At 59.2% G+C, this 23777-nt stretch carries 24 protein-coding genes; 13 read left to right on the top strand and 11 right to left on the bottom strand.

Annotation, left to right across the window (positions count from 1 at the left end):
• Positions 1-107 precede the first annotated feature (107 nt).
• Positions 108-800 carry a uracil-DNA glycosylase gene (gene ung, locus ACOYXE_RS15625; protein ID WP_460926250.1) on the top strand — a complete coding sequence of 231 codons (693 nt, stop codon included), beginning with the start codon at positions 108-110 and terminating at the stop codon, positions 798-800.
• A gap of 119 nt (positions 801-919) precedes the next feature.
• Here the strand turns inward: ung and ACOYXE_RS15620 are convergent, their stop codons facing one another.
• Genes ACOYXE_RS15620 through ACOYXE_RS15600 form a run of 5 tightly spaced genes read right to left on the bottom strand, consistent with a single transcriptional unit; the run spans position 920 to position 6301 of the window.
• On the bottom strand, positions 920-1954 hold the full coding sequence (locus ACOYXE_RS15620; RefSeq protein ID WP_460926249.1) for an AbrB family transcriptional regulator: 1035 nt from the start codon (positions 1952-1954) through the stop codon (positions 920-922).
• Positions 1947-3461 (bottom strand): tripartite tricarboxylate transporter permease, encoded by a 1515-nt coding sequence (locus ACOYXE_RS15615; RefSeq protein ID WP_007911435.1) that lies wholly within the window; start codon positions 3459-3461, stop codon positions 1947-1949. The genes ACOYXE_RS15620 and ACOYXE_RS15615 overlap by 8 nt, the downstream gene beginning before the upstream one ends.
• Before the next feature lies 1 nt (position 3462).
• Entirely contained in the window at positions 3463-3921 is a 459-nt protein-coding gene (locus tag ACOYXE_RS15610) for a tripartite tricarboxylate transporter TctB family protein (protein ID WP_007911434.1), read from the bottom strand.
• Positions 3922-3977: 56 nt separating this feature from the next.
• The gene (locus tag ACOYXE_RS15605) at positions 3978-4955 is read right to left on the bottom strand and encodes a Bug family tripartite tricarboxylate transporter substrate binding protein (protein WP_034153137.1); all 978 of its coding nucleotides are present in this window, start codon (positions 4953-4955) and stop codon (positions 3978-3980) included.
• Between the two features lie 53 nt (positions 4956-5008).
• Positions 5009-6301 (bottom strand): OprD family porin, encoded by a 1293-nt coding sequence (locus tag ACOYXE_RS15600; protein ID WP_405122162.1) that lies wholly within the window; start codon positions 6299-6301, stop codon positions 5009-5011.
• Positions 6302-6537: 236 nt separating this feature from the next.
• Between ACOYXE_RS15600 and ACOYXE_RS15595 the strand changes: the two genes are divergently transcribed.
• A complete protein-coding gene (locus tag ACOYXE_RS15595; protein ID WP_007911422.1) occupies positions 6538-7209 on the top strand; it encodes a response regulator in 672 nt (223 codons plus the stop codon).
• Positions 7202-8587, top strand: coding sequence for a sensor histidine kinase (locus tag ACOYXE_RS15590; RefSeq protein ID WP_016984705.1), 1386 nt, complete (start codon positions 7202-7204; stop codon positions 8585-8587). The genes ACOYXE_RS15595 and ACOYXE_RS15590 overlap by 8 nt, the downstream gene beginning before the upstream one ends.
• Positions 8588-8694: 107 nt before the next feature.
• Here ACOYXE_RS15590 and ACOYXE_RS15585 read toward each other — a convergent pair whose 3' ends face one another.
• Both ACOYXE_RS15585 and ygfZ read right to left on the bottom strand, forming a co-directional pair.
• Entirely contained in the window at positions 8695-9516 is an 822-nt protein-coding gene (locus ACOYXE_RS15585) for an HDOD domain-containing protein (protein ID WP_016984704.1), read from the bottom strand.
• Positions 9517-9551: 35 nt separating this feature from the next.
• Positions 9552-10493 (bottom strand): CAF17-like 4Fe-4S cluster assembly/insertion protein YgfZ, encoded by a 942-nt coding sequence (ygfZ, locus tag ACOYXE_RS15580; protein ID WP_460926248.1) that lies wholly within the window; start codon positions 10491-10493, stop codon positions 9552-9554.
• Between the two features lie 150 nt (positions 10494-10643).
• Here ygfZ and ACOYXE_RS15575 point away from each other — a divergent pair, with 150 nt between their 5' ends.
• Together ACOYXE_RS15575 and ACOYXE_RS15570 are read left to right on the top strand one after the other, a co-directional pair.
• A complete protein-coding gene (locus ACOYXE_RS15575) occupies positions 10644-10898 on the top strand; it encodes an FAD assembly factor SdhE (RefSeq protein WP_007911418.1) in 255 nt (84 codons plus the stop codon).
• Positions 10882-11334, top strand: coding sequence for a protein YgfX (locus tag ACOYXE_RS15570; protein WP_460926247.1), 453 nt, complete (start codon positions 10882-10884; stop codon positions 11332-11334). Before ACOYXE_RS15575 ends, ACOYXE_RS15570 begins: the two co-directional genes overlap by 17 nt.
• Here the strand turns inward: ACOYXE_RS15570 and nadB are convergent.
• Positions 11303-12919 carry an L-aspartate oxidase gene (gene nadB / locus ACOYXE_RS15565; RefSeq protein ID WP_160056544.1) on the bottom strand — a complete coding sequence of 539 codons (1617 nt, stop codon included), beginning with the start codon at positions 12917-12919 and terminating at the stop codon, positions 11303-11305. The two genes, ACOYXE_RS15570 and nadB, sit on opposite strands and share 32 nt — an antisense overlap.
• Positions 12920-13477: 558 nt before the next feature.
• Between nadB and rpoE the strand changes: the two genes are divergently transcribed.
• The 4 genes from rpoE to ACOYXE_RS15545 all read left to right on the top strand — a co-directional run bounded on the left by rpoE (position 13478) and on the right by ACOYXE_RS15545 (position 17295).
• A complete protein-coding gene (gene rpoE, locus ACOYXE_RS15560; protein ID WP_003172477.1) occupies positions 13478-14059 on the top strand; it encodes an RNA polymerase sigma factor RpoE in 582 nt (193 codons plus the stop codon).
• A gap of 30 nt (positions 14060-14089) precedes the next feature.
• Positions 14090-14677 (top strand): sigma-E factor negative regulatory protein, encoded by a 588-nt coding sequence (locus ACOYXE_RS15555; protein ID WP_116028859.1) that lies wholly within the window; start codon positions 14090-14092, stop codon positions 14675-14677.
• Positions 14678-14685: 8 nt separating this feature from the next.
• Positions 14686-15651, top strand: a complete 966-nt coding sequence (locus tag ACOYXE_RS15550; RefSeq protein ID WP_160056546.1) for a MucB/RseB C-terminal domain-containing protein — start codon at positions 14686-14688, stop codon at positions 15649-15651.
• 210 nt (positions 15652-15861) lie between these two features.
• Positions 15862-17295, top strand: a complete 1434-nt coding sequence (locus tag ACOYXE_RS15545; RefSeq protein WP_160056548.1) for a DegQ family serine endoprotease — start codon at positions 15862-15864, stop codon at positions 17293-17295.
• 81 nt (positions 17296-17376) lie between these two features.
• On the opposite strand, the gene ACOYXE_RS15540 is transcribed toward ACOYXE_RS15545, so the two are convergent.
• Positions 17377-18810, bottom strand: a complete 1434-nt coding sequence (locus tag ACOYXE_RS15540) for a M48 family metalloprotease (protein ID WP_034153149.1) — start codon at positions 18808-18810, stop codon at positions 17377-17379.
• 98 nt (positions 18811-18908) lie between these two features.
• Here ACOYXE_RS15540 and ACOYXE_RS15535 point away from each other — a divergent pair, with 98 nt between their 5' ends.
• Both ACOYXE_RS15535 and ACOYXE_RS15530 read left to right on the top strand, forming a co-directional pair.
• Positions 18909-19148 (top strand): sulfurtransferase TusA family protein, encoded by a 240-nt coding sequence (locus ACOYXE_RS15535; protein ID WP_405122159.1) that lies wholly within the window; start codon positions 18909-18911, stop codon positions 19146-19148.
• A gap of 31 nt (positions 19149-19179) precedes the next feature.
• Positions 19180-20250 (top strand): AI-2E family transporter, encoded by a 1071-nt coding sequence (locus ACOYXE_RS15530; RefSeq protein ID WP_034153151.1) that lies wholly within the window; start codon positions 19180-19182, stop codon positions 20248-20250.
• Positions 20251-20386: 136 nt separating this feature from the next.
• On the opposite strand, the gene ACOYXE_RS15525 is transcribed toward ACOYXE_RS15530, so the two are convergent.
• Together ACOYXE_RS15525 and ACOYXE_RS15520 are read right to left on the bottom strand one after the other, a co-directional pair.
• Positions 20387-20860 (bottom strand): peroxiredoxin, encoded by a 474-nt coding sequence (locus ACOYXE_RS15525; RefSeq protein ID WP_160056554.1) that lies wholly within the window; start codon positions 20858-20860, stop codon positions 20387-20389.
• 10 nt (positions 20861-20870) lie between these two features.
• Positions 20871-21431, bottom strand: coding sequence for a glycine cleavage system transcriptional repressor (locus ACOYXE_RS15520; protein ID WP_007911394.1), 561 nt, complete (start codon positions 21429-21431; stop codon positions 20871-20873).
• Between the two features lie 329 nt (positions 21432-21760).
• Here ACOYXE_RS15520 and dapA point away from each other — a divergent pair, with 329 nt between their 5' ends.
• The gene (gene dapA, locus ACOYXE_RS15515; protein ID WP_034153154.1) at positions 21761-22639 is read left to right on the top strand and encodes a 4-hydroxy-tetrahydrodipicolinate synthase; all 879 of its coding nucleotides are present in this window, start codon (positions 21761-21763) and stop codon (positions 22637-22639) included.
• 17 nt (positions 22640-22656) lie between these two features.
• Positions 22657-23772 carry an outer membrane protein assembly factor BamC gene (gene bamC / locus ACOYXE_RS15510; protein WP_460926246.1) on the top strand — a complete coding sequence of 372 codons (1116 nt, stop codon included), beginning with the start codon at positions 22657-22659 and terminating at the stop codon, positions 23770-23772.
• Positions 23773-23777: the final 5 nt, after the last annotated feature.

Here is a 23777-nt window from a genome sequence, read left to right as displayed (position 1 = left end):
GATCAGTATGATCGTTGTGTGGGAAAGTGCCGGATCTGCATCAGATCAATTGACAAGCGTGGTCGGCTTTCCTAGGGTTCGCCCCATTGTTTTTGCCGGGTATGACCATGACTGCTGACGACCGTATCAAACTCGAACCGAGCTGGAAGGAGGCACTGCGTGCTGAGTTCGACCAGCCTTACATGGCAGAGTTGCGCCAGTTTCTGCAGCAGGAGCGGGCAGCCGGCAAGGAAATCTATCCGCCGGGGCCGATGATTTTCAATGCCTTGAACTCGACGCCGCTGGATAAAGTGAAGGTGGTGATCCTCGGCCAGGACCCTTATCACGGCCCGGACCAGGCCCATGGCCTGTGCTTCTCGGTGCAACCGGGTGTGCCGGCGCCGCCGTCGCTGGTCAACATCTATAAAGAGTTGAAGCGCGACCTGAACATCGATATTCCCAATCACGGCTACCTGCAGAGCTGGGCCGATCAGGGCGTGTTGATGATCAACACCACCATGACCGTCGAACGCGCCAACGCCAATGCGCACAAGGACAAGGGTTGGCAGTTTTTCACTGACCGGATCATTGAACTGGTCAGCGAGCGCCAGCCGCATCTGGTGTTCATGCTCTGGGGCGCGCATGCGCAGAGCAAGCAGAAGCTGATCGACGCGACCAAGCATCTGGTGCTGACGTCGGTGCATCCGTCGCCGTTGTCGGCGTATCGCGGGTTCTTGGGTTGCGGGCATTTCAGCCGGACCAACAAGTTTCTTGAGCAGAATGGCGAAACGCCGATCGAGTGGCGTCTGCCGCCGATTTGATGGGCTGACTGAGCCGGCCCCTTCGCGAGCAGGCTCGCTCCCACATTGGTTTTGCGGCGTTCACCTGACCAATGTGGGAGCGAGCTTGCTCGCGAAGAAGGCAACTCGGTCTTGCAGGCTTACTCGGGATTACGATTCCAGTACTTGAACAACGGCTCCGCCAGAAACAGCACAAACAACAGCCGCATTACCTGCATCGCCGTCACCAGCGGCACCGACAATTGCAGCGTCTCCGCCGTCAGGCTCATCTCGGCAATCCCGCCGGGCATCATGCCCAAGGTCAGCGAGCGCAGATCCAGATGGGTCAGCGCACTCAAGCCCAACGCCGCCAACGTTGCGATCAACATGGTCAACGCCGTGCCAATCAACGTCCGTCCCATGAATGAAGGCGCGCGGCGGAAGAACTGCCGGTTGAAGTGACAGCCCAAGCCACTGCCAATCAACCACTGGCCAATCTGACTGCCGCCATTGGGCAAACCGATGTGCAAGTCCCAACCAATGCTTACTGCCGCACTCACCAGCAACGGCCCGAACAACCACGGATTGGGTTGGCGCAAACGCTGCCAGAGCCACGCGAGCAAACCACCCGCCGGAAACAGAATTGCCAGCCAGCGCCAATCGACGCTGCCGGCATGAGAAATCGGTGTGCCGTCGCCGAGCAAATACTTGAACGCCGCCGGCACACACAAGACCACCACCAGAACGCGTAGACTCTGCCCCGCCGCAACGTGGCTAAGCATCGCGCCGTTACGCGCGCCGAGGTTGACCATCTCCCCGGAACCGCCGGGCATGCTCGAGAAAAACGCCGTGGCGCGATCCTCACCGGTGCGGCGCATCAACCAAACGCCGACCACCGCCGAGACACTGGTGACCAGCGCCCCAAAGAAGATCAAACCGAAATGACTGAGCACCTGCTCCATCACCACCGGGGTGAAGTGCAGGCCGATGCCGACGCCGACAATCCACTGGCCGCACTTGCGGCCGCCAGGGATTTCCGTGAGTTGCCACGGGGTCAGGCAGCGCACGAGGATGATCGCCAGCAACGAGCCGACCATCCACGGCAGTGGCCAGCCGATCTGGCTGGCGAGGTAGCCGCCAAGCAGACCGACCAGCGGGGTTCCCCACCAGGATCTCAGTGAGGCGCGATCAAACATCGGCGATGGCGCGACGCGCGACCGAACGTTTGCGCCAGATACGTAGCAGCGGCATCAGCAGCATGATTGCGGTCAGTACCCAGACACCGAAGGTGATCGGGCTCGACCAGAGGATCTCCAGTGCACCGTTGGAAATCGACAGCGCCCGACGCAGGTTCTGCTCCATCAAGCCGCCGAGAATGAAGCCCAGCAACACCGGCGACAACGGGAAGTCGAGCTTGCGCAGGATGTAACCGAAGATGCCGATGCCGACCATCAGGAACAGGTCGAACGTGGTGGCGTGTACCGCGTAGACGCCGATCCCGGTGATGATCGCGATCACTGGTACCAGTGCCCAGTTCGGCACGGCGAGGATGCGGGTGAAGATGCGGATCATCGGAATGTTGAGGATCACCAGCATGATGTTGGCGATGAACAACGAGGCGATCAGGCCCCAGACGATGTCCGGTTGCTGTTGGAACAGCAGCGGGCCGGGAGTGATGTTGTACAGCGACAGCGCGCCGATCATCACCGCCGTGGTGCCCGAACCTGGAACGCCCAGCGTCAGCATCGGCACTAAAGCACCACACGCGGAAGCACCGATGGCAGTCTCCGGCGCGGCGAGACCGCGAGCATCACCCTGACCGAATTTGCCACTGGCACCGGCGATGCGTTTTTCAGTCATGTAAGCCACAGCGCTGGCCAGTGTTGCGCCGGCACCCGGCAACACGCCCATGATGAAACCGAGCAGGCCGCAACGGATGTTCACCACGAACACCGACGAGGCTTCCTTGAAGTTGAACATCATCCGCCCGGTGGCTTTCACCGCTTCCTGACCGCGATGGGTTTTCTCCAGCAGCAACAGAATCTCACTGACCGAGAACAGGCCCAGCACCAGCACGACGAACTGAATGCCGTCAGTCAGGTGAATGTTGTCGCCGGTAAAGCGGTAAACACCGCTGTTGGCGTCGATGCCGACGCTCGACAGGAACAGGCCGATCAATGCCGCGATAAAGGTTTTCAACGGTCGATCCCCGGCCATACCGCCGAGACAGACAATCGCAAACACCATCAGCACGAAGTATTCGGCCGGGCCGAAGGCAATCGCCCATTTCGCCAACAACGGCGCGAACAGGACCATGCCGCAGGTGGCGATAAACGCGCCGATAAACGAACTCCACGCCGACAGCGACAGCGCAACACCGGCCAGACCTTTGCGGGCCATCGGGTAACCGTCGAGGGTGGTCATCACGGTCGATGCTTCGCCCGGAATGTTCAGCAGAATCGAGCTGATCCGGCCGCCGTATTCGCAACCCAGATACACCGCTGCGAGCAGAATCAACGCCGATTCCGGCGGCAGGCCGAGAGCGAAAGCAATCGGGATCAGCAGTGCCACACCGTTGATTGGGCCTAGACCCGGGAGCAAGCCGACGACTGTGCCGATCAGTGTGCCGGTCAGGGCCGTGACCAGATTATACGGGCTCAGCGCGACGCCGAAGCCTTGACCCAAATAACCGAGGGTATCCATATCAGTTCTCCAGCACGTCGAGCAGGCCAAGGGGCAGCGGAACGTCCATCACCCGGTCGAACAGCAGGTACAGACCGATGGCCATCAGCGTGGTGACTACGATGCTCGGCATCCAGCGACCGCCATACAAACGCGCCATCGGAATGCCGATAAGGATGCTGCTGAGGATGAAACCCAGCGGTTCGAACAGACCGGCGAACACCAGTAGCAGTGCGACGCAGATGGCGATCTTGGTCAGGGTTTCGCGATCCAGTGGCGGCTCGTCTTCACTGTGTTTGATCGGCGCCGGGCGAAACACCATGTACAGCAGCGCCGCGCCCATCAGGCCGAGCATCAGCAAAGGAAAGGCGCGCGGGCCGACCGGTTCGTAGGAAAAAGCCGCTTGGTACGGCCACGCCATCAGTGCCAGACCGGCGCAAACCAGCAACAACACTGAGGCGAAAATGCGTTGAATAAGCATGGGAGCTCCTGTGCCGCGTCCACGCAACCGGGAACGCAGCCGCTAGACAGAGGCGATCACTGAATCAGGCCGAACTCTTTGGCCAGCACTTTGTAGTCCGCCACCTGCTTCTTCACGTAGGTGTCGAGCTCCGGGCCGGTCATGGCGAACGGGAACAGTTCACGCTGATCGCGCAGCTTGGCGAACTCGTCGGAGGCCAGCAGTTTGTCGAACGAGTCTTTCCACCAGGCGTAGTCTTCATCGCTGACTTTTGGCCCCAGGTAGAAGCCGCGCACCACCGGCCAGACGATGTCGTAGCCCTGCTCGCGAGCGGTCGGGATGTCTTTCATCTCCGGCTCGTCGAGACGCTTGTCGGCAAACACCGCGAGCAGACGCATGTCGCCGCTCTGGATGTGCGGCATGGAGTCGGAGATGTCGGTACTGCCGACCTGGATGTGGCCACCGAGCAGGGCGGTGGCGATTTCGCCGCCACCTTCGAGGGCGACGTAACGCAGGTCACGCGGGTTGATCCCGGCAGCCTTGGCGATCAGTGCGGTTTGCATCCAGTCCTGGCTGCCGACGGTACCGCCGGAGCCGATCACCACCGAGCTTGGATCTTTCTTCAATGCCTGAACGAGATCGTCGAGGGTCTTGTAGGGCGAATCGCTTTTCACTGCGATGGCGCCGTAGCTGGTGCCGACCGCTGCCAACCAGCGCACGTTGGTTTCATCGAAGCGACCGAACTTGCCTTGGGCCAGGTTCAACAGCGAACCGCTCGACCACGCGACCAGCGTGCCGGCATCGGCAGGACGCTGAGCGACTACGGCGTTATAGGCCACCGCGCCGACACCACCGGGCATGTAGGTCACACGCATCGGTTTGCTCAGCAGTTTCTGGTTGACCAGTGCGCTCTGCACCAGTTTGCAGGTCAGGTCGAAACCACCGCCGGGGGAGGCCGGGGCGATACATTCCGGACGTTTCGGTTCGGCCATCAGTTGGCCGGCAAACAGGATGCAACTGGCGGCCAGTGCAACTTTACGCAGTGACAGGTTCATTCGATTCTCCACGGGCATTGTTGTTATTCGACGTGTTTTTCTTCAACTGGCCATTACCACAGCGCAACGCTGTAGCTCACCAGCAAACGCACTTCGTCTGCATCGCGAGCCGAGTAGTTGGAGCGGTAAGTGGCATTACGCAAACGCACGGCGACATCCTTCAAGGCGCCGCTTTGTACTACATATTTGATTTCGGTGTTGCGTTCCCACTCTTTGCCTTCTTCACCGTTCTTGAGCTTGATGTTGTCACCGCTCAAGTAGCGGCTCATGAAGCTCAGGCCAGGAATGCCGAGCTTGGCGAAGTCAAAGTCGTAGCGAGCCTGCCAGGAGCGTTCTTCAGCACCGGCGAAATCGTTGATCTGCACGAAGTTGACCAGGTACGGGTCGCTGCCATCGACATAAGGGAAGGCACTGTCGCCAGACATGTGCTGGTAACCGGCGCTGAACTTGTGGCCGCTCAGCGCATAGCTGACCAGGCCGTTGAGCGAGCGGTTGTCGATTTCGCCGCCGCGGGCCGCGCCCTGATCATCACTGACGGCGAAACGCAGGTCAGTGGCAAACGTGCCCGGGCCCATCGGCCGTGAAGCAACCAGGCCGAAGAAGTGCTGGTTGTAGACTTCGTCGAGTTGGGCGAAGTGGTAACTGCCGGTGATCTTGTCGGTGAACTTGTAGTCCACGCCGCCAAAATCAAAGTGCTTGCCAGCGGCGGTGCCGGCAAAACGGCTGTTCTTGTTGTTGAGGGCGATGTCTTCGAAATCGGTGCTGTCGCGATCCTTGGCTTTCTCCAGACGGCCACCGGTGAAGGTCAGGTTCTTGATCTCTTTGGAGGTCAGCAAGCCGCCTTCAAAGGTCTGCGGCAGGATGCGCCCGTCGTTGGGTTTGAGGATCGGCAGTTCGGGAATCAGGCTGCCGATTTTAAGTTCGGTGGCAGAGATTTTCACTTTGCCGGTCAGGCCGACTTTCGAGTACTCGTCTGCCGCGCGCCCGTCGTCGTGGGTTGGAAGCAGGCCGGTGCCGGTGCGGTCCGGACTCGAATCGAGTTTCACCCCAAGCATGCCCAACGCATCAACACCGAACCCCACGGTGCCGTCGGTGTAACCCGATTGCAGATTGAGCATGAAGCCCTGGGCCCATTCGTCACGCTTGGATTGCTGGGCGCTGGTGCCATCGCGAAAGTCGCGGTTGAAATACATGTTGCGGGTTTCGAAGGTGGCGCTGCTGTCTTCAATGAAGTCGGCAAAACTCAACGGCGAAAAACCGGCAAGGGCGGCGGCACTGACGAGGGCGGTGTGGCTGAAACGGGAAGGGCGAACAGACGTGGACGCCTGAGGCTGCATGGACGGCATGCGGGTGTACTCCGTTTATTGTTCTTATTGGTCGAAAACGCTTCGAGGCGTTTTTCTTTGCGCTGTGTGGCATCAGCGACGGCAGTCGGAACTGTCCGTGGGCCGACTGTAACGAGCTAACCTTTCGCTAACCTTTCAGTAGACTTTCAAGGTTTTCGGGCTTCACAGCGGCGGTTGCGGCTGTAAACTCCGCGGCAAAGCGTGGCGCCGGCCATCCCTGAACGAGGTAAAAATCCATGCGTGTTCTGCTCGTCGAAGACCATCTGCAACTGGCCGAAAGTGTCGCTCAGGCGCTCAAGAGCACCGGTCTGACCGTGGATGTGTTGCACGATGGCGTGGCCGCCGATCTGGCGCTGGGCAGTGAGGAATACGCCGTGGCGATCCTCGATGTCGGCCTGCCGCGCATGGACGGTTTCGAGGTGCTCGCGCGTTTGCGTGCACGCGGAAAGAATCTGCCGGTGCTGATGCTCACCGCACGCAGTGATGTGAAGGATCGTGTCCATGGTCTCAATCTTGGTGCCGACGACTACCTCGCCAAGCCTTTTGAGCTGACTGAGCTGGAAGCACGGGTCAAAGCCTTGTTGCGCCGCAGTGTGTTGGGTGGTGAACGCCAGCAGCGCTGCGGCGTGCTGGCCTACGACCTCGACACCCGACGTTTCACCCTTGGCGAAGAATTGCTGACGTTGACCTCTCGCGAACAAGCGGTGCTGGAAGCGCTGATCGCCCGGCCGGGGCGGGTGATGAGCAAGGAGCAACTGGCGTCCCAGGTGTTCGGCCTAGATGAAGAAGCCAGCCCCGACGCGATCGAAATCTACGTGCATCGCTTGCGCAAGAAACTCGATGGCCAACCGGTGGCGATCGTGACTTTCCGTGGCCTCGGTTATCTGCTGGAAAGCCGCGATGCATAAGCCCAGCAGCCTGCGCTGGCGCTTGCTGTGGAACCTCGCATTGCTGCTGGTGGTGTTGATGCTCGCTAGCGGCTTGAGCGCGTACTGGAACGGTCGCGAAGCCGCCGACACCGCGTATGACCGCACGCTGCTGGCCTCGGCGCGGACCATCGCTGCGGGCCTGTCGCAACGTGACGGCACACTGAGTGCCGATGTGCCTTACGTCGCACTCGACACCTTCGCTTATGACAGCGCCGGGCGGATTTACTATCAGGTCAATGACATCCACCAAAAGCTGATTTCCGGCTACGAAAACCTCCCCGGGCCGCCGCCGGGGACACCGCGCACGGACAGTTATCCAGCGTTGGCGCGTTTCTACAACGCCACCTACAAAGGGCAGAACGTGCGCGTGGTCAGCCTGCTGAAAGCAGTGACCGAGCCGAACATGAACGGCATGGCGGAAATCCGCGTTGCCGAAACCGATGAAGCTCGGGTGAGCATGGCGCGCAGTCTGGCGGCCGATACTTTGCTGCGTTTGGGCATGTTGGCGATTGGCGCATTGTTGCTGGTGTGGTTTGCGGTCAGTGCTGCATTGCGCCCGTTGGAGCGCTTGCGCACAGCGGTGGAAGAGCGGCAGCCCGACGACTTGCGGCCGCTGCCATTGGTTGAAGTGCAGCATGAGCTGTGGCCGTTGGTGCGTGGGCTTAATCATTTCACCGAGCGCTTGCGTGGTCAGTTCGAACGGCAGGCGCAGTTCATCGCCGATGCGGCCCATGAGTTGCGCACGCCATTGGCGGCACTGAAAGCGCGGCTTGAATTGGGCTTGCGTTCGAACGAGCCCGAGACGTGGCGCACGACATTGGAATCCTCGGCGCAAAGCACCGATCGCCTGACCCATCTGGCCAATCAGTTGCTGTCGCTGGCGCGCGTCGAAAACGGCGCCCGGGCGATTGCCGAGGGCGGCGCGCAGTTGCTCGATCTGAGTCAGTTGGCCCGGGAATTGGGCATGGCCATGGCGCCTCTGGCGCACAAGCGCGGGGTAGCGCTGGCGCTGGAGGCGGACGAACCGGTGTGGTTGCGCGGTGAGCCGACGCTGCTGAACGAATTACTGAGCAATCTGGTGGACAACGCATTGGCGCATACGCCACCGGGCGGTAACGTGATATTGCGGGTGACGGCGCCAGCGGTGCTTGAGGTTGAAGATGACGGGCCGGGGATTCCGCTGGAAGAGCGCGACCGGGTGTTCGAGCGATTCTACCGGCGCAATCAACAGGTCGCGGGTTCTGGCTTGGGCTTGGCGATTGTCGGCGAGATCTGCCGGGCGCATCTGGCGCAGATCAGTCTGCATGATGGTGAGCAGGCGGGGTTGAAGGTGCGGGTCAGTTTTATCGCCGGGTGACTTGCAGTGTTTTTGTTGGCCTCATCGCGAGCAGGCTCACTCCTACACTGGAACGCGTTCTCCTGTAGGAGTGAGCCTGCTCGCGATGGCCACAATAAAGTTTCGGATCAGTAAAACATCGTCCGCGATTCTTCCAGATCTTCACACAGCGCTTTGTTCTCCGGATCAATCCCAAGCTTTCTGAACGCCGGAACGGTCATTGGATCAATCCGCGCAAACGGATGATCCGTGTCCTTGTGGCAATACAGGCTCGCCACCTGCACCAGATCGACGTAATCAATGGCCGTCGAATCGCGCTTGAAGTCCTGATAGCGCCCCGGCAATTCCACCAGTCGCTCCGGGAACTCCCAGACGCGCAACAACTTGTCGCCCAGCAACGGATGTATGTGATCGATCACATGGTTGAGGCTGACCGGGTCTGACAGCAGTTCGTAGTGGTCTTCGGCGTAGGTCAGAATCGGCAACACACCGATCTGATGCACCAGTCCGCCGAGCGCTGCCTGATCGGGTTTGAGTTGTGTGTAGCGGCGGCACAACGCATAACTGACGCCAGCAATTTCCAGGCTCTTGCGCCAGACTTCGCGCATCTTCTGTTCGACCACTTCGGAGCGGGCGTGGAAAATCTGCTCCATCACCAGACCGATCGCCAGGTTGCTGCTGTAGTTGATGCCCAGCCGGGTGATGGCCGTGTGCAGGTCGGTGACTTCCTGTGCGGCGCGCAGCAGCGGGCTGTTGACCACTTTGATCAGGCGCGCCGACAGCGCCGTGTCCCGGCCGATCACTTTGCTCAGGTCGCTGACGCTGATTTCCGGGTCTTCAGCGGCCTTGCGAATCTGCAGGGCCACCTCCGGCAACGTGGGCAGAACCAGGTCATCGTTATCGATGGCCTCAACCAAATCCTGTTGGACTTTTTCCGCCAGTTCGCTCATTTAAACTCTCTAGGGTGTTGCAACAAATGCTGCGATCAGCGCTGGATTTCGCGGTCGCGATCCAGTTCGTAAGGCAGGTCGAGCAGATGCAGCGCGGGACCTTCGAGGGTGCCCAGATGCAAATCACCGGCTTCGGCAGCTTCGGCCTGCAGCACCGCCAGGAGTTCAATGTTTTGCCCGGCCTTGGCGGCCAGCACCACTTCACCGATGGAGCTGTTGTGGCTTGGCGCAAACAGTTGTGTGCCAGGCTCCGGCAAATCAGCAGTGTCCAGGCTCAGGCGATACAAGCGCCGCTTGAGTTTGCCCAGGTACTGCATGCGCGCAACGATTTCCTGGCCGGTGTAGCAGCCTTTCTTGAAACTCACGCCGCCGACGGCTTGCAGGTTGAGCATCTGCGGGATAAACAGCTCGCGGGTGCTCGGCATGACCTGGCCGATACCGGCGCGGATCTGGCCCAGCAGCCATTGATTGAGCTCAGCCTCAGGCAGGGCGGCGGACAATTTGGTTTTGATCGCGTCAGCCTGATCGGCCGGTGCCCAGAGTTCGGCGCGATCGGGCGAGACGCGAATCGCGAGCAGGCCTTCGTTGCGCACGAGGCTGTCGGTTTCTGCTGGCAACTCCAGGCCGAGGCTGGTCAAGGCGTTGTCGCCATGGGCCAGACCGAAGCGCACCCAAGCGGCGCTTTCATCGGTCAGTTTCGATTTGGAGAACACCGCGTACTTTTTCAGGTCCGCCAGTTGCGGCTCCAGCAGCTCACTGGCCATCGCCAGAACAACGCCGTCACTTTCGAGCAGAATGCGGAAGCTCGACTGCATCCGGCCTTTCTGCGTGCAGCGGGCGCCGAGGCTGGCGCGGTTGTCGCTCAGGTAATTGAGGTTGCAGGTCAACTGGCCTTGCAGGAATTTTCCGGCATCCGCGCCGCGAACCGCGAGAACGCCTTCATGAGACAGGGTGCAGAAAAAAGCAGAATCGGCCATGGGTCATCGCAGGGTAAATAGACTGGGGCACATCATAAGGGTGCGTCGGTGAAATGGGTAGTTGATAAAGGATCGGTGGTGCCCGACCAAAGCCGACTGTGCGGGCCGCCTCGGGGCTGTATACTTGCCGCCAAATTTGAGGAGGGCTCCATGGTCGAACAAGTTGAACTGAATCGCCTGTTTTGGCACAGCCGTCGCGGCATGCTTGAGCTTGACGTATTGCTGGTGCCGTTCGTGCAGGAGGTTTACGCGACGTTGAACCAGGTGGATCGCGATCTGTATGTGCGTCTGCTGACGTGCGAGGATCAGGACATGTTCGGCTGGTTCATGGAGCGCAGCGAGTCTGAAGATCCGGAACTGCAGCGCATGGTTCGTATGATCCTGGACCGTGTCCAGCCCAAGTAACACGTTCGAATGCCGCTGGCATGCCTCACGGCAGTTGCTGGCGGCTTATCTGTTGGCCCAGGCGTTCGCTCTGGGTTCGTTGTTTCTGCTTTCTATTCCACTCTGGGCCAGCTTGCTCGGGGTCTTTGGCTGTCTGCTTCACGGGTTTTGGGTGTTGCCTCGGCAGATTCTGCTGAATCACCGTCGGGCGTTTCGCGGATTGCGCCGGGACGCCGATGGCTGGCAGTTGTGGAATCAGGCGGATGGCTGGCAAGCCGTGCAATTGAGGCCGGACAGCCTCGCGCTGCCGTTGATCGTGGTGTTGCGTTTTCGTCTGCGCGGGGAATGGCGGGTCAGGTCGATCTGCGTACCAAGGGACTCGCAGGCGGCGGATTTGCACCGACGCCTGCGAGTGCGGCTCAAGTTCAGCCGACGTAGGTGGGCGGCACCAGAATAGTGTCGAGAGCCTCGGGCAGCAGGTCGGGATAGTCGAGGGTGTAATGCAGGCCGCGACTTTCCTTGCGTTCCATGGCTGAGCAGATCATCAGTTCGGCCACCTGCGCCAGATTGCGCAATTCGATCAGATCGCGGCTGACCTTATAGTTGCTGTAGAACTCGTCGATCTCGTCCAGCAGCAGGCGCACGCGGTGCTGTGCCCGCTGCAGGCGCTTGTTGGTGCGCACGATGCCGACGTAGTCCCACATGAAGCGCCGCAGTTCATCCCAGTTGTGCGCGATGATCACGTCTTCGTCGGAATCGGTCACCTGGCTGGCGTCCCACGCGGGTAAGGCGTTTGGCGCGGTGACATCGTCCAGTTGCGCGAGGATGTCGGCCGCCGCTGAGCGGGCATAGACAAAGCATTCCAGCAGCGAGTTGCTGGCCATGCGGTTGGCGCCGTGCAGGCCGGTGAAGCTGGTTTCGCCGATGGCATACAAGCCCGGCACATCGGTGCGACCGTTCTGATCGACCATCACGCCGCCGCAGGTGTAATGCGCGGCAGGCACGACCGGGATGGGCTGTTTGGTGATGTCTATACCGAAACCGAGACAGCGCTCATAAACAGTGGGGAAGTGCGTCTTGATGAAGTCTTCGGGCTTGTGGCTGATATCGAGATAAACGCAGTCGACACCCAGGCGCTTCATTTCATGGTCGATGGCCCGAGCGACGATGTCGCGCGGTGCCAGTTCGGCGCGCTTGTCGAAGCGATACATGAAGCGCTCGCCGTTCGGCAGCTTCAAATGGGCGCCTTCGCCGCGCAGGGCTTCGGTAATCAGAAAGCTCTTGGCCTGTGGGTGATACAGGCAGGTCGGGTGAAACTGGTTGAATTCCAGGTTCGCCACCCGGCAACCCGAGCGCCAGGCCATGGCAATGCCATCACCGCAGGCGCCGTCGGGATTGCTGGTATAGAGGTAGACCTTGGCCGCGCCGCCCGAGGCGAGAATCACAAAGCGTGCGCCGTATGTGTCGACTTCGCCGGTTTTACGGTTGAGTACGTAAGCTCCGAGGCAGCGTTCGCCGTCCATGCCCAAGCGTCGTTCGGTGATCAGATCAACGGCAACCCGCTGCTCCAGCAGTTCGACGTTTGAGCGCTCTTTGGCCTGAGCCAGCAGAGTTTTGAAAATCGCCGCGCCGGTCGCATCGGCAGCATGGATGATGCGGCGGTGGCTGTGGCCGCCCTCGCGGGTCAGGTGGAATTCGAATCCACCATCCTCAGTGCCGGATTGATCGTCGCGGGTGAAGGGCACGCCTTGGTCGATCAGCCACTGGATGGCTTCGCGGCTGTGCTCCACGGTGAAACGCACGGCGTCTTCGTGGCACAGACCACCGCCGGCGTTCAGGGTGTCATCAACATGGGATTCGACAGTATCGGTGTCGTCGAGCACGGCGGCGACGCCACCCTGGGCCCAGAACGTGGAACCGTTGGCCAGATCGCCTTTACTCAATACGGCAATGCGCAAATGACCCGGCAGGGTCAGCGCGAGACTCAAACCGGCAGCACCGCTGCCTATGACCAGAACATCATGTTGGAATTGTTGGCTCATTACAGGATTCCGCTCAAAGCGACCCGGGTCGGGGGTGGCGCAAGACAGCTGGATCGGCGAGTCAAGACAGCCACACAGCCCACTAGTATATAGAGGGGTGGGGCGGCACAATAGCCGGGCCGATATGGCATTGTGAAACTACTGTGACGGAAAAAACCGTGTGCTTCGTCGGAAGATTTTTTCCGCCGTTTGGGTAAAAGGCGACTGTATCGCTGCTGAAACAGGCTTTTTCTGCACACGGTTGCCCAATGTCGGGTGGCGACGGCTATAAATAATTGGAACTTTTGCCAAAGGCCCAAGATCAATAGTCGGTGCCAGAGATAAGGGACAGTGTCGGCTTCAGTGCGGAATCTGTGGTTGGATTCCTGCCGGCGAAACCGATGACTAGATTATTTGCGCAGCCGGTTTATCCCGAGCTGCGTTTTTCGTGCGTGCCAAATCAGAGCCCGCAGGAAACTTGCCTTGAGGGGGAGAACTTTTGCGAAAAGCCCGAGTCTATGTTTGCAAGTCTGGTCGTTTAGTTATGCAAGTCTCCTCCGGGCTTATCGAGGAGTGTTCATGCTAACCCAGGAAGAGGATCAGCAGCTGGTCGAGCGCGTTCAACGCGGCGACAAGCGAGCTTTCGATCTGTTGGTGCTGAAGTATCAGCACAAGATTCTCGGGTTGATCGTGCGTTTTGTGCACGACACCCATGAAGCCCAGGACGTGGCTCAGGAAGCCTTTATCAAGGCGTATCGAGCACTTGGAAACTTTCGCGGCGACAGTGCGTTTTATACGTGGCTGTACCGTATTGCCATTAACACGGCGAAGAACTACCTCGTTTCACGCGGCCGTCGGCCGCCGGATAGTGATGTAAGTTCCGAGGATGCAGAGTTCTACGATGGCGATCACGGCCTCAAGGATCTCGAGTCACCAGAACGGGCACTGCTGCGGGATGAGATCGAAGGCACCGTCCATCGAACCATTCAGCAACTGCCAGAGGATTTGCGTACGGCTTTAACTTTACGTGAATTCGATGGTCTGAGTTACGAGGACATTGCGAGCGTCATGCAGTGTCCGGTGGGTACCGTGCGCTCCCGGATTTTCCGCGCCCGGGAGGCCATCGATAAAGCCCTGCAGCCGTTGTTGCAGGAAAACTGAGACAGCGGCGACAGCCAAGAGAGGAACGCCATGAGTCGTGAAGCCCTGCAGGAATCGCTGTCCGCAGTGATGGATAACGAAGCGGACGAACTGGAATTGCGTCGAGTGCTCAATGCACTGGATGATGTTGATACCCGTGAGACCTGGGCTCGTTACCAGATCGCTCGGGCAGCCATGCACAAGGATCTGCTGCTTCCACGTCTGGATATCGCTGCGGCAGTGTCTGCTGCACTGGAAGACGAAACGGCTCCGGCCAAAGTATCTCGCAGCCCATGGCGCAACCTCGGCCGTCTGGCTGTTGCAGCCTCGGTAACTGTTGCCGTTCTGGCCGGTGTTCGCCTGTACAACCAGGATGAAATCGCTGGTGTCGAACTGGCTCAGCAATCCAGTCAGACAACCCTGGCGACCCCGCAGGTCAAAGGTCCGGCTGTTCTGGCAGGCTATAGTGAGAGTTCGGAAGCCACTGGTCCTATGGCCAACGGCGTACTGCAAGGTCAGCCAGGCTGGCACGATCAGCGTCTGCCAGGTTACTTGCGCCAGCACGCTCAACAGGCTGCACTGAAAGGCACTGAAAGCGCGTTGCCATACGCACGTGCAGCAAGTCTGGAAAACCGTTAAGGAGGATCATGCGCGCCATACCTCTACTTTCGCTTCTGCTGAGTGGCTGGTTCATTGTTCCAGCCCACGCTGATGAGGCCCAGGACTGGTTGACCCGTCTGGGCCAGGCCGAGCAGCAGCAAAGCTTTCACGGCACATTCGTTTACGAGCGTAACGGTAGCTTTTCTACCCATAACATCTGGCATCGCGTCCAGAATGGCCAAGTCCGCGAGCGTTTACTCCAGCTCGACGGTTCGGCGCAGGAAGTCGTGCGCATTGATGGACACACTCAATGCGTCAGCGGCACCCTGATTGCCGGGCTGGGGGATTCTCCCAACTCAGCCGCTCGTCCTCTTGATCCGCAAAAGCTGAAAAATTGGTATGAACTTGCCGTCATCGGCAAATCGCGCGTGGCTGGGCGGGACGCAGTGATCGTATCGCTGACGCCTCGCGATCAGCATCGTTACGGCTTTGAATTGCATTTGGACAAGAAAACCGGCTTACCGCTGAAGTCGTTGTTGCTGAACGACAAAGGGCAGTTGCTCGAGCGCTTCCAGTTCACCAGTCTTGATACTGACGAAGTCCCGTCGGATAAAGACTTGCAGGCCGACGCTGACTGCAAGGCAGTTACGTTGGACAGTGACAAGGCTTCGGCGGTGAAGACAGCTCAAGTCTGGCATTCTGAATGGCTGCCGCCGGGTTTCGAGCTGACTAGCAGCACCTCGCACAAAGATCCGGAAACCAAGACCCAGGTCAACAGCTTGCTGTATGACGACGGTCTGGCGCGTTTTTCGGTTTTCCTCGAGCCGTTGAATGGCGCGACTGTGACTGACACGCGGACTCAACTGGGCCCGACCGTTGCCGTTTCCCGTCGCCTGACCACGCCCGAAGGCGAAATGATGGTGACGGTCGTGGGCGAGATCCCGATTGGCACCGCCGAACGAATTGCTCTGTCGATGCGAAATACCGATGGCACTGCAACCAGTAAGCAATGAGCTGATTTCAGTCGTTAGCACTTCTTCGTCGAGACGTGGATGAAATGTTTGCTGAGCATTTTCATTTGCAAATACCCCGGAAATTTTTTATAGGTCAGAGCCTCACGGCTCTGGCCTTGTTTGTTTTTGCCGGAACAAAAATGCCGGTCGGTGGTTTCCGGTGTTCCTTGCTCCATATCGCTTAACCCTGCTCGTCGTAACGGGAGCTGTATGTCGATACCAAGTTTGAAATCTTATCTCTCCATTTTCGCCACCGTGCTGCTGCTCGGTCAGGTAGTCCCTGCGGCACAAGCGGCGGATCTGCCTGACTTCACCCAATTGGTCGAACAGGCGTCGCCAGCCGTGGTGAACATCAGTACAACGCAGAAACTGCCGGATCGTAAAGTGAACCAGCAGATGCCTGATCTGGAAGGCCTGCCGCCGATGCTGCGCGAGTTCTTCGAACGTGGCATGCCGCCTCAACAGCGTTCGCCGGGCGGTGGTGGTCGTCAGCGTGAAGCGCAGTCGCTGGGCTCGGGCTTCATCATCTCTCCTGATGGCTACATCCTGACCAACAACCATGTGATCGCTGATGCTGACGAGATCCTCGTGCGTCTGGCTGATCGCAGCGAAATGAAAGCCAAGCTGATCGGCACCGACCCGCGTTCCGACGTGGCATTGCTGAAAATCGAAGGCAAGGATCTGCCGGTATTGAAGCTTGGCAAGTCTCAGGACCTGAAAGCCGGCCAGTGGGTCGTGGCAATCGGTTCGCCGTTCGGCTTCGACCACACCGTGACCCAAGGCATCGTCAGTGCCGTCGGTCGTAGTCTGCCTAACGAAAACTACGTGCCGTTCATTCAGACTGACGTGCCGATCAACCCGGGCAACTCCGGTGGTCCGCTGTTCAACCTGAACGGTGAAGTGGTCGGCATCAACTCGCAGATCTACACGCGTTCGGGCGGCTTCATGGGTGTGTCGTTCGCGATCCCGATCGATGTGGCGATGGACGTTTCCAATCAGCTGAAGAGCGGCGGCAAGGTCAGCCGTGGCTGGTTGGGCGTGGTCATCCAGGAAGTGAACAAGGATCTCGCCGAGTCGTTCGGTCTGGATAAGCCGGCCGGTGCGCTGGTTGCTCAGATTCAGGATGACGGCCCGGCAGCCAAAGGTGGTTTGCAAGTCGGCGACGTGATCCTGAGCATGAACGGCCAGCCGATCGTCATGTCTGCTGACCTGCCGCATCTGGTCGGTGCACTGAAAGCTGGCGCCAAAGCCAATCTGGAAGTGATTCGTGAAGGCAAGCGCAAGAACGTCGAACTGACAGTTGGTGCGATTCCTGACGAAGACAAAGAACTGGATGCGCTGCCGAAGTCCGGCACTGAAAGCACCAGTAATCGCCTCGGTGTTTCGGTGGGCGAACTGACTGCCGAGCAGAAGAAAACCTATGACCTCAAAGGTGGTGTAGTAATCAAGGAAGTGCAGGACGGTCCTGCGGCCCTGATCGGTCTGCAGCCAGGTGACGTGATTACTCACCTGAACAACCAGGCTATCGGTTCCACCAAGGAGTTTGGCGAGATCGCCAAAGCGCTGCCGAAGAATCGTTCGGTGTCGATGCGCGTTCTGCGTCAAGGTCGCGCGAGCTTCATCACCTTCAAGCTGGCTGAATAATCCAGCGCTAAGGTAAAAAAGAAACCGCCTCGGAAGAGGCGGTTTTTTTATGCCTGAAGCTTTTGTCCCGGCGGGTAACGATCAGCCCATCATGTCCTTGACCATCCGCTCCTGCTCCATCAGTTCACGCTGGCGGGCATCGATTCGCGAGGACAGCGGGAAGTTGCTGCCAGCCTTGCGCTTAGCAAAGTCCAGCTGCTGGATCGCCTGACGATAATCGCCAACCAGTGCGAAGTACTCGGCGCGCGCCTGATGCAGGCCAATGATGTTGCCGGACAAGCCACGGGTTTCGGCGACCTGATACCAGACGTCCGGATCATCCGGGCGGGATTTGAGTAATGCTTCCAGGGCCTTTTCGGCATCCGGCGCGCGATTCTGTTTCAGCAGCAGATCCACGCGAACCTGATTCAGTGGATAGTTGCCCGGATATTGCGTGAGCATCCGGTCAACCCGTGATTGCGCATCCGGCAAACGATTATTGGTAATGTCCAGATCGACTTGGGCGAGGTTATAGATGATTTCGTTTGGCGACGTTGCCAGCAATTGCTTGAGATTCTCGCGCGCCTCATTCAGCTGGCCGCCCTTGATCTGCGCAATCGCCAGACCGTAGCGCGCCACATCGTTTTTCGGGTTCTCGTCCAGTTGTGCACGGAAACGCTTGGCACCCAGGCCAGGGGTTTCTTCGTAGATCAACTGCACGCGGGCGCGGATCAGTTGATAGCGCTTGGAATCTTCGATACCGCCTGGTTTGGCCTGTTCGGCACGGTTGCGGGTGTCGGCAATACGCGATTCTGTCACGGGGTGAGTCAACAGGAATTCCGGTGGCTTGGCGTCGAAACGGTACTGGCGCATCAAGCGCTCGAACATGGTCGGCATCGAGCGCGGGTCATACCCGGCCTTTTCCAGATTGAGGATGCCGATGCGGTCGGCTTCCTGTTCGTTCTGCCGGGAGAAGGTGCGTTGAGATTGAATCGCCGCGGCCTGCGTACCGGCAATTGTGGCGATGCCTGCGTCACCGCCACCGGCCGCTGCGATGACGATCCCGGCCAGCAGCGCAGCCATCATCGGTACTTGCATCCGCTGCGAAGCTTCGACGCCACGAGCAAAGTGGCGTTGCGACAAGTGAGCCAGTTCGTGCGCCAGTACCGAAGCGTATTCGCCTTCGGTCTGCGCATTGAGAAACAGACCGCCGTTGACCCCGACCACACCGCCCGGCGCTGCGAAGGCGTTGAGTTGCGGGCTGTTGATCAGGATGAATTCGAGGCGACGGTCAGTGACCTGGCTGGTCTCTACCAGTTTATAAACGCTGGATTCGACGTAGTCTTTGAGCTGCGGATCGTTGAGCTGTGAAACCTGGCTACGCAACATGGCCAGCCAGGCGCGGCCGAGCTGATATTCCTGTTGCGGCGAGACAATGGCAGAACTGGCGTCGCCGAGTGACGGCAGATCGTCGGCAAAGCCTGGTGAGGCGAGCAGGCAAGCGAGCGTCAGCAGGGTAGGGCGCAGAAAAGTCATGCACAAAGCCTTAGAAGACAAAGACCTTACTGTAGCCGGACACCGGAGCTGCGACCAGATATTCTAGGCAGCTCGACGACCCGAACCGGAGTGACGCAATGACTGACGCTGTAGCCCATGACGTGGAACTGGACGCCAGTGGCCTGAATTGTCCGTTGCCGCTGCTCAAGGCAAAAATGGAACTCAACAAGCTCCCGAGTGGCGCTGTGCTCAAGGTCATCGCCACGGATGCTGGCTCGCAGCGCGACTTCCGCACCTTTGCCAGACTGGCCGGTCATACGCTGCTGCGCGAAGAAGACGAAGCGGGCGTTTACCGTTACTGGTTGAAAAAGGCCTGAACCCAAAGCGTAAAAGACCTAAGGATTATTGATGTTCAAAGTGTTACGCGACTGGATTCAGCGCTATTTCTCCGATGAAGAAGCGGTGGTGCTGGCGGTGCTGCTGTTTCTCGCCTTCACGGCGGTGCTCACGCTTGGCGGCATGCTTGCGCCGGTGCTGGCGGGAATGGTGTTGGCGTATCTGATGCAGGGCCTGGTGGTTACGCTCGAGCGTCTGCGCGTGCCGGGTGGTGTGGCAGTAGGGTTGGTGTTCGCGCTGTTCATGGGCGTGCTGATGCTGTTTATCGTCGTGGTGCTGCCGTTGCTCTGGCATCAGTTGATCACGCTGTTCAATGAGCTGCCCGGGATGCTCGCCAAATGGCAATCGCTGCTGTTATTGCTGCCGGAGCGTTATCCGCATCTTGTATCCGATGAGCAGGTGTTGCAGGCGATCGAGGCGGCGCGTGGCGAGATCGGCAAGTTCGGCCAGTGGGCGCTGACATTCTCGCTGTCGAGTCTGCCGCTGCTGGTGAACATCATGATCTATCTGGTGCTGGTGCCGATTCTGGTGTTCTTCTTCCTCAAGGACCGGGCGATGATCGGTGAGTGGGTGCGTGGTTATCTGCCACGTGAGCGCGCGCTGATCACTCGGGTTGCGCAGGAAATGAACCGGCAGATCGCCAACTACATTCGCGGCAAGGTCATTGAAATCGTGATTTGCGGTGGTGTGACCTACATCGCTTTTGTCGCTCTTGGGCTCAACTATGCGGCGCTGCTGGCGTTGCTGGTCGGTGTGTCGGTGGTGGTGCCGTACGTTGGCGCGGTGGTGGTGACCGTGCCGGTATTGCTGATTGCGTTGTTTCAGTGGGGCTGGAGTGATCAGTTCATCTATTTGATGGCTGTCTACGGAATCATCCAGACCCTGGATGGCAACGTGCTGGTGCCGTTGCTGTTCTCGGAGGCGGTCAACCTGCACCCGGTCGCAATTATCTGCGCGGTGCTGTTGTTTGGCGGGTTGTGGGGATTCTGGGGCGTGTTCTTTGCGATCCCGCTGGCGACCCTGTTCAAGGCTGTGCTGGATGCGTGGCCGCGCCAAGAGCCGGCGGTGGCGCCGCTGCTGTAGCGATTGATCCAGATTTTGCAGGAAGGCTATTCGCGAGCAGGCTCGCTCCCACATTGATCGATTCGCCCATGCGAGCACGGTTTAATGTGGGAGCGAGCCTGCTCGCGAAGGCGTCAGTAAAAATGACGCAAAAACATCAGGCTTTATTCAGAACCTGAGCAGCAGCCAAAACTGCATCCACATGCCCCGGCACCTTCACACCGCGCCATTCCTGACGCAGCACACCTTCCTTGTCAATCAGGAACGTGCTGCGATCAACGCCCAGGTATTCTTTGCCATACAGCTTCTTCAACTTGATTACGTCGAACAATTGGCAGACGGCTTCGTCCTTGTCGCTGATCAGCTCGAACGGAAACTCCTGCTTGCACTTGAAGTTCTCGTGAGACTTCAGGCTGTCGCGCGAAACACCGAAGATTTCCGTGTTGGCAGCCTTGAACGCGGCGTACTGATCACGAAAGCCCTGCCCCTCAGTGGTGCAGCCCGGCGTGCTGTCCTTCGGGTAAAAGTAGATCACCACTTGCTTGCCCTTCAGGGCTGACAAGCTAACGGTCTGTCCGCTGGTGGCAGGTGCTTCGAAATCGGCAACCGGTTGATCGATGACAATGGCCATGAAAGCTTCCTTACATTGGGTTCTGTGGGCGCCAAGGCTCAATCAGTGCGTCGAGGTTCATCGCGTCAGAGAAATCGAGGAACTGGTCGCGCAACCAACTGATCTGGGTGCCGGCCGGCAGGGTCACGGTGAATGTGGCGTTGAGCATGGTGCCGCCGGTTTGCGGCGCCTGATACGTGTCGCAGGTCAGGTTTTCCAGCTCGACGTTGTGATCCATGAAGAACTGGCACAGCTCATTGATGATGTCCGGACGATACGCCGAGCTGACATAGGCCACGTACGGCAGCGCCTGCGGACGATTTTCCAGCGGTGCGCTGCGCACGACGTTGACGGTGAAAGCGTGTTTCTTGGACAGGCCCGACAGACTGCCTTCCAGGCGAGCGAGGGCGTCCCAACTACCGGAGACCTCAAGGATCAGCGCACTGCACTCGCCGTGGCGAGTCAGGCGCGAAGTAACCACGGCGCAGCGATTTTCATGGCTGGCGCGGCACAGGACGTTAGTCAGCTCCATGGGGTTGGCGCCGAGGGCACTGATGACAAGGAATTGTTCGCGAACTGTGGGGGTGGACATGCAGCATTCCTAAAGCGATGAGCGGTCGGTAGGTTATCGGGCGTTGGCTGCCGGGGAGTGCCTGTTCTGGCGGTCCGTACAAAGAGGCCCGGCAAGCTCGCGGCTCGCCCCACTGATAGTGGGAGCGCGCCGATGCGACGCAGGAACGGGGTCTGGGAGGCCGAAAAGGAAGGCTGGAACCCGGCGTACAAGCTGATCAGTACCGATCAAAGTCTGAAGGGTAGCGAAAAGCGGCGCCAAGGGGAATGGCGGCAGCGCAGTACTTCGCTTGTGCAAGCATCTTGGCGCCAGTACCATTACCGCTCTCTTTTTCCGGCAGGAGCGGTTTCATGATTGCGGGCAGTATGGTGGCACTGGTCACTCCCATGGATGCACAAGGGCGTCTTGACTGGGACAGCCTCAGCAAACTCGTGGACTTCCATCTCAAGAACGGCACCCATGCCATTGTCGCGGTCGGTACTACCGGCGAGTCGGCAACCCTTGATGTAGAAGAACACATCGCCGTCATCAAAGCCGTGGTCAAACAGGTTGCCGGGCGCATCCCGGTCATCGCCGGCACTGGCGCCAACTCGACCCGCGAAGCCGTCGAGCTGACCCGCAACGCCAAAGAAGCCGGCGCCGATGCCTGCCTGCTGGTCGTGCCGTACTACAACAAGCCGACTCAGGAAGGCCTGTACCAGCACTTCAAGTACATTGCTGAAGCGGTCGACATTCCGCAGATTCTCTATAACGTTCCGGGCCGCACCTCTTGCGACATGCAGGCCGAGACCGTGATTCGCCTGTCCACCGTGCCGAACATCATCGGTATCAAGGAGGCCACCGGCGACCTGAAACGCGCCAAAGCGATCATCGATGGTGTGAGCAAGGATTTCATCGTGCTGTCCGGCGATGATCCGACCGCCGTTGAACTGATCCTCCTGGGCGGCAAAGGTAACATCTCGGTGACAGCCAACGTCGCTCCGCGCGAAATGGCCGATCTGTGCGAGGCTGCGCTGAAAGGCGACGCCGACACCGCACGGGCAATCAACGAAAAACTGATGCCGCTGCACAAAGACCTGTTCATCGAAGCCAACCCGATTCCGGTGAAGTGGGCTTTGGTTGAAATGGGCCTGATGCACGAAGGCATCCGCCTGCCACTGACCTGGCTGAGCACACCTTGTCACGAAACGCTTCGCTCGGCCCTGCGCCAGTGCAGCGTCCTGGTTTAATTGAGGAAGTACAACGCATGAAGCGAATGGCCGGACTTTCCGCACTTGCCTTGATTATCTCCAGCACCAGCGGCTGCGGATGGGTCTGGGGCCCGGAAGGTTATTTCCGTGACCGTGGTAGCGACTACCTGGAAGCGCAACAAACTGCACCGATGCAACTGCCGCCGGAAGTCAGCACTTCCAAGCGTCTGGATCCGCTGCTGCCGATCCCGCGTAACGTCGCTGATGACACCGCCAAGGGCGAATACATTGTGCCGCGGCCTCAGCCGCTGTCGGCTGTTGCCGATGCCAGCGATTACTCTCTGCAGAAAAGCGGTGACTCGCGTTGGGTTGTGGCCCAGCACCCACCGGCCGAAGTCTGGCCAGTGGCGGTACAATTCTTCCAGGACAACGGTTTCCGTCTGGACGAACAGCGCCCGCAAACCGGCGAATTCACCACCACCTGGCAGCATTCCGATGAACTGTCCGCGTCCATGGCCAAGCGCCTGAGCGCAGCCGGTATTGCCAGCGACAGCGAAACCCGTGTGCGTGTTCGTATCGAGCCGGGTGTACAGCGCAACACCAGTGAAATCTACGTGGTCAGCGCCGAGCGTCCTGCCGGCAGCACGGCCGACGTGGCATTCACCAACCGTTCGGTCAACACTGGCCTGGACGCAGCGCTGGTCGACGACATGCTCGCAAGCATGAGCCGGATCTCCGAGAAGGGCGGTTCGGTGTCGATGCTGACCTCGCGGGATTTCGATACGCCGAGCCGTGTCAGCCTCAGCGAAGACGGCAGCGGTAACCCGGTGTTGAACGTCGGTACCGATCTGGACCGTGCCTGGTCGAGTGTTGGCCGTGCGCTGGAACAAGGCGAGTGGCGCGTTGAAGACATCAACCGCAGCCTCGGCCTGTACTACATCAACCTGGCCGAAAAAGCCGAGAAGAAAGACGACAAGCCTGGTTTCTTCAGCAGTCTGTTCGGCAGTGCGCCGAGCAAGGAAGAAGTTGAAGCCCGTGCCGAGCGTTATCAGGTTCGCCTGAGCAAGGTTGGCGAGAACATTCAGGTGACCGTCGAGAAAAACATCAACACCGTCGCGCCGGCTGAAGTGGCACGCAAAGTGTTGAGCGTGATTCAGGACAACCTGGGCTGATCAAC

The organism is Pseudomonas sp. MC6, from assembly GCF_054790575.1.
This window is presented reverse-complemented; position numbering and strand designations above follow the sequence as displayed.

Coding starts and splice junctions, on each gene's coding strand:
- ygfZ (WP_460926248.1), bottom strand. CDS start 10,493: ATGGCCGATTCTGCTTTTTTCTGCACCCTGTCTCATGAAGGCGTTCTC.
- ACOYXE_RS15540 (WP_034153149.1), bottom strand. CDS start 18,810: ATGACTTTTCTGCGCCCTACCCTGCTGACGCTCGCTTGCCTGCTCGCC.
- ACOYXE_RS15620 (WP_460926249.1), bottom strand. CDS start 1,954: ATGTTTGATCGCGCCTCACTGAGATCCTGGTGGGGAACCCCGCTGGTC.
- ACOYXE_RS15555 (WP_116028859.1), top strand. CDS start 14,090: ATGAGTCGTGAAGCCCTGCAGGAATCGCTGTCCGCAGTGATGGATAAC.
- ACOYXE_RS15535 (WP_405122159.1), top strand. CDS start 18,909: ATGACTGACGCTGTAGCCCATGACGTGGAACTGGACGCCAGTGGCCTG.
- ACOYXE_RS15545 (WP_160056548.1), top strand. CDS start 15,862: ATGTCGATACCAAGTTTGAAATCTTATCTCTCCATTTTCGCCACCGTG.
- ACOYXE_RS15615 (WP_007911435.1), bottom strand. CDS start 3,461: ATGGATACCCTCGGTTATTTGGGTCAAGGCTTCGGCGTCGCGCTGAGC.
- ACOYXE_RS15530 (WP_034153151.1), top strand. CDS start 19,180: ATGTTCAAAGTGTTACGCGACTGGATTCAGCGCTATTTCTCCGATGAA.
- nadB (WP_160056544.1), bottom strand. CDS start 12,919: ATGAGCCAACAATTCCAACATGATGTTCTGGTCATAGGCAGCGGTGCT.
- ACOYXE_RS15590 (WP_016984705.1), top strand. CDS start 7,202: ATGCATAAGCCCAGCAGCCTGCGCTGGCGCTTGCTGTGGAACCTCGCA.
- bamC (WP_460926246.1), top strand. CDS start 22,657: ATGAAGCGAATGGCCGGACTTTCCGCACTTGCCTTGATTATCTCCAGC.
- ACOYXE_RS15525 (WP_160056554.1), bottom strand. CDS start 20,860: ATGGCCATTGTCATCGATCAACCGGTTGCCGATTTCGAAGCACCTGCC.
- ung (WP_460926250.1), top strand. CDS start 108: ATGACTGCTGACGACCGTATCAAACTCGAACCGAGCTGGAAGGAGGCA.
- ACOYXE_RS15610 (WP_007911434.1), bottom strand. CDS start 3,921: ATGCTTATTCAACGCATTTTCGCCTCAGTGTTGTTGCTGGTTTGCGCC.
- ACOYXE_RS15600 (WP_405122162.1), bottom strand. CDS start 6,301: ATGCCGTCCATGCAGCCTCAGGCGTCCACGTCTGTTCGCCCTTCCCGT.
- ACOYXE_RS15585 (WP_016984704.1), bottom strand. CDS start 9,516: ATGAGCGAACTGGCGGAAAAAGTCCAACAGGATTTGGTTGAGGCCATC.
- ACOYXE_RS15575 (WP_007911418.1), top strand. CDS start 10,644: ATGGTCGAACAAGTTGAACTGAATCGCCTGTTTTGGCACAGCCGTCGC.
- ACOYXE_RS15550 (WP_160056546.1), top strand. CDS start 14,686: ATGCGCGCCATACCTCTACTTTCGCTTCTGCTGAGTGGCTGGTTCATT.
- rpoE (WP_003172477.1), top strand. CDS start 13,478: ATGCTAACCCAGGAAGAGGATCAGCAGCTGGTCGAGCGCGTTCAACGC.
- ACOYXE_RS15605 (WP_034153137.1), bottom strand. CDS start 4,955: ATGAACCTGTCACTGCGTAAAGTTGCACTGGCCGCCAGTTGCATCCTG.
- dapA (WP_034153154.1), top strand. CDS start 21,761: ATGATTGCGGGCAGTATGGTGGCACTGGTCACTCCCATGGATGCACAA.
- ACOYXE_RS15520 (WP_007911394.1), bottom strand. CDS start 21,431: ATGTCCACCCCCACAGTTCGCGAACAATTCCTTGTCATCAGTGCCCTC.
- ACOYXE_RS15595 (WP_007911422.1), top strand. CDS start 6,538: ATGCGTGTTCTGCTCGTCGAAGACCATCTGCAACTGGCCGAAAGTGTC.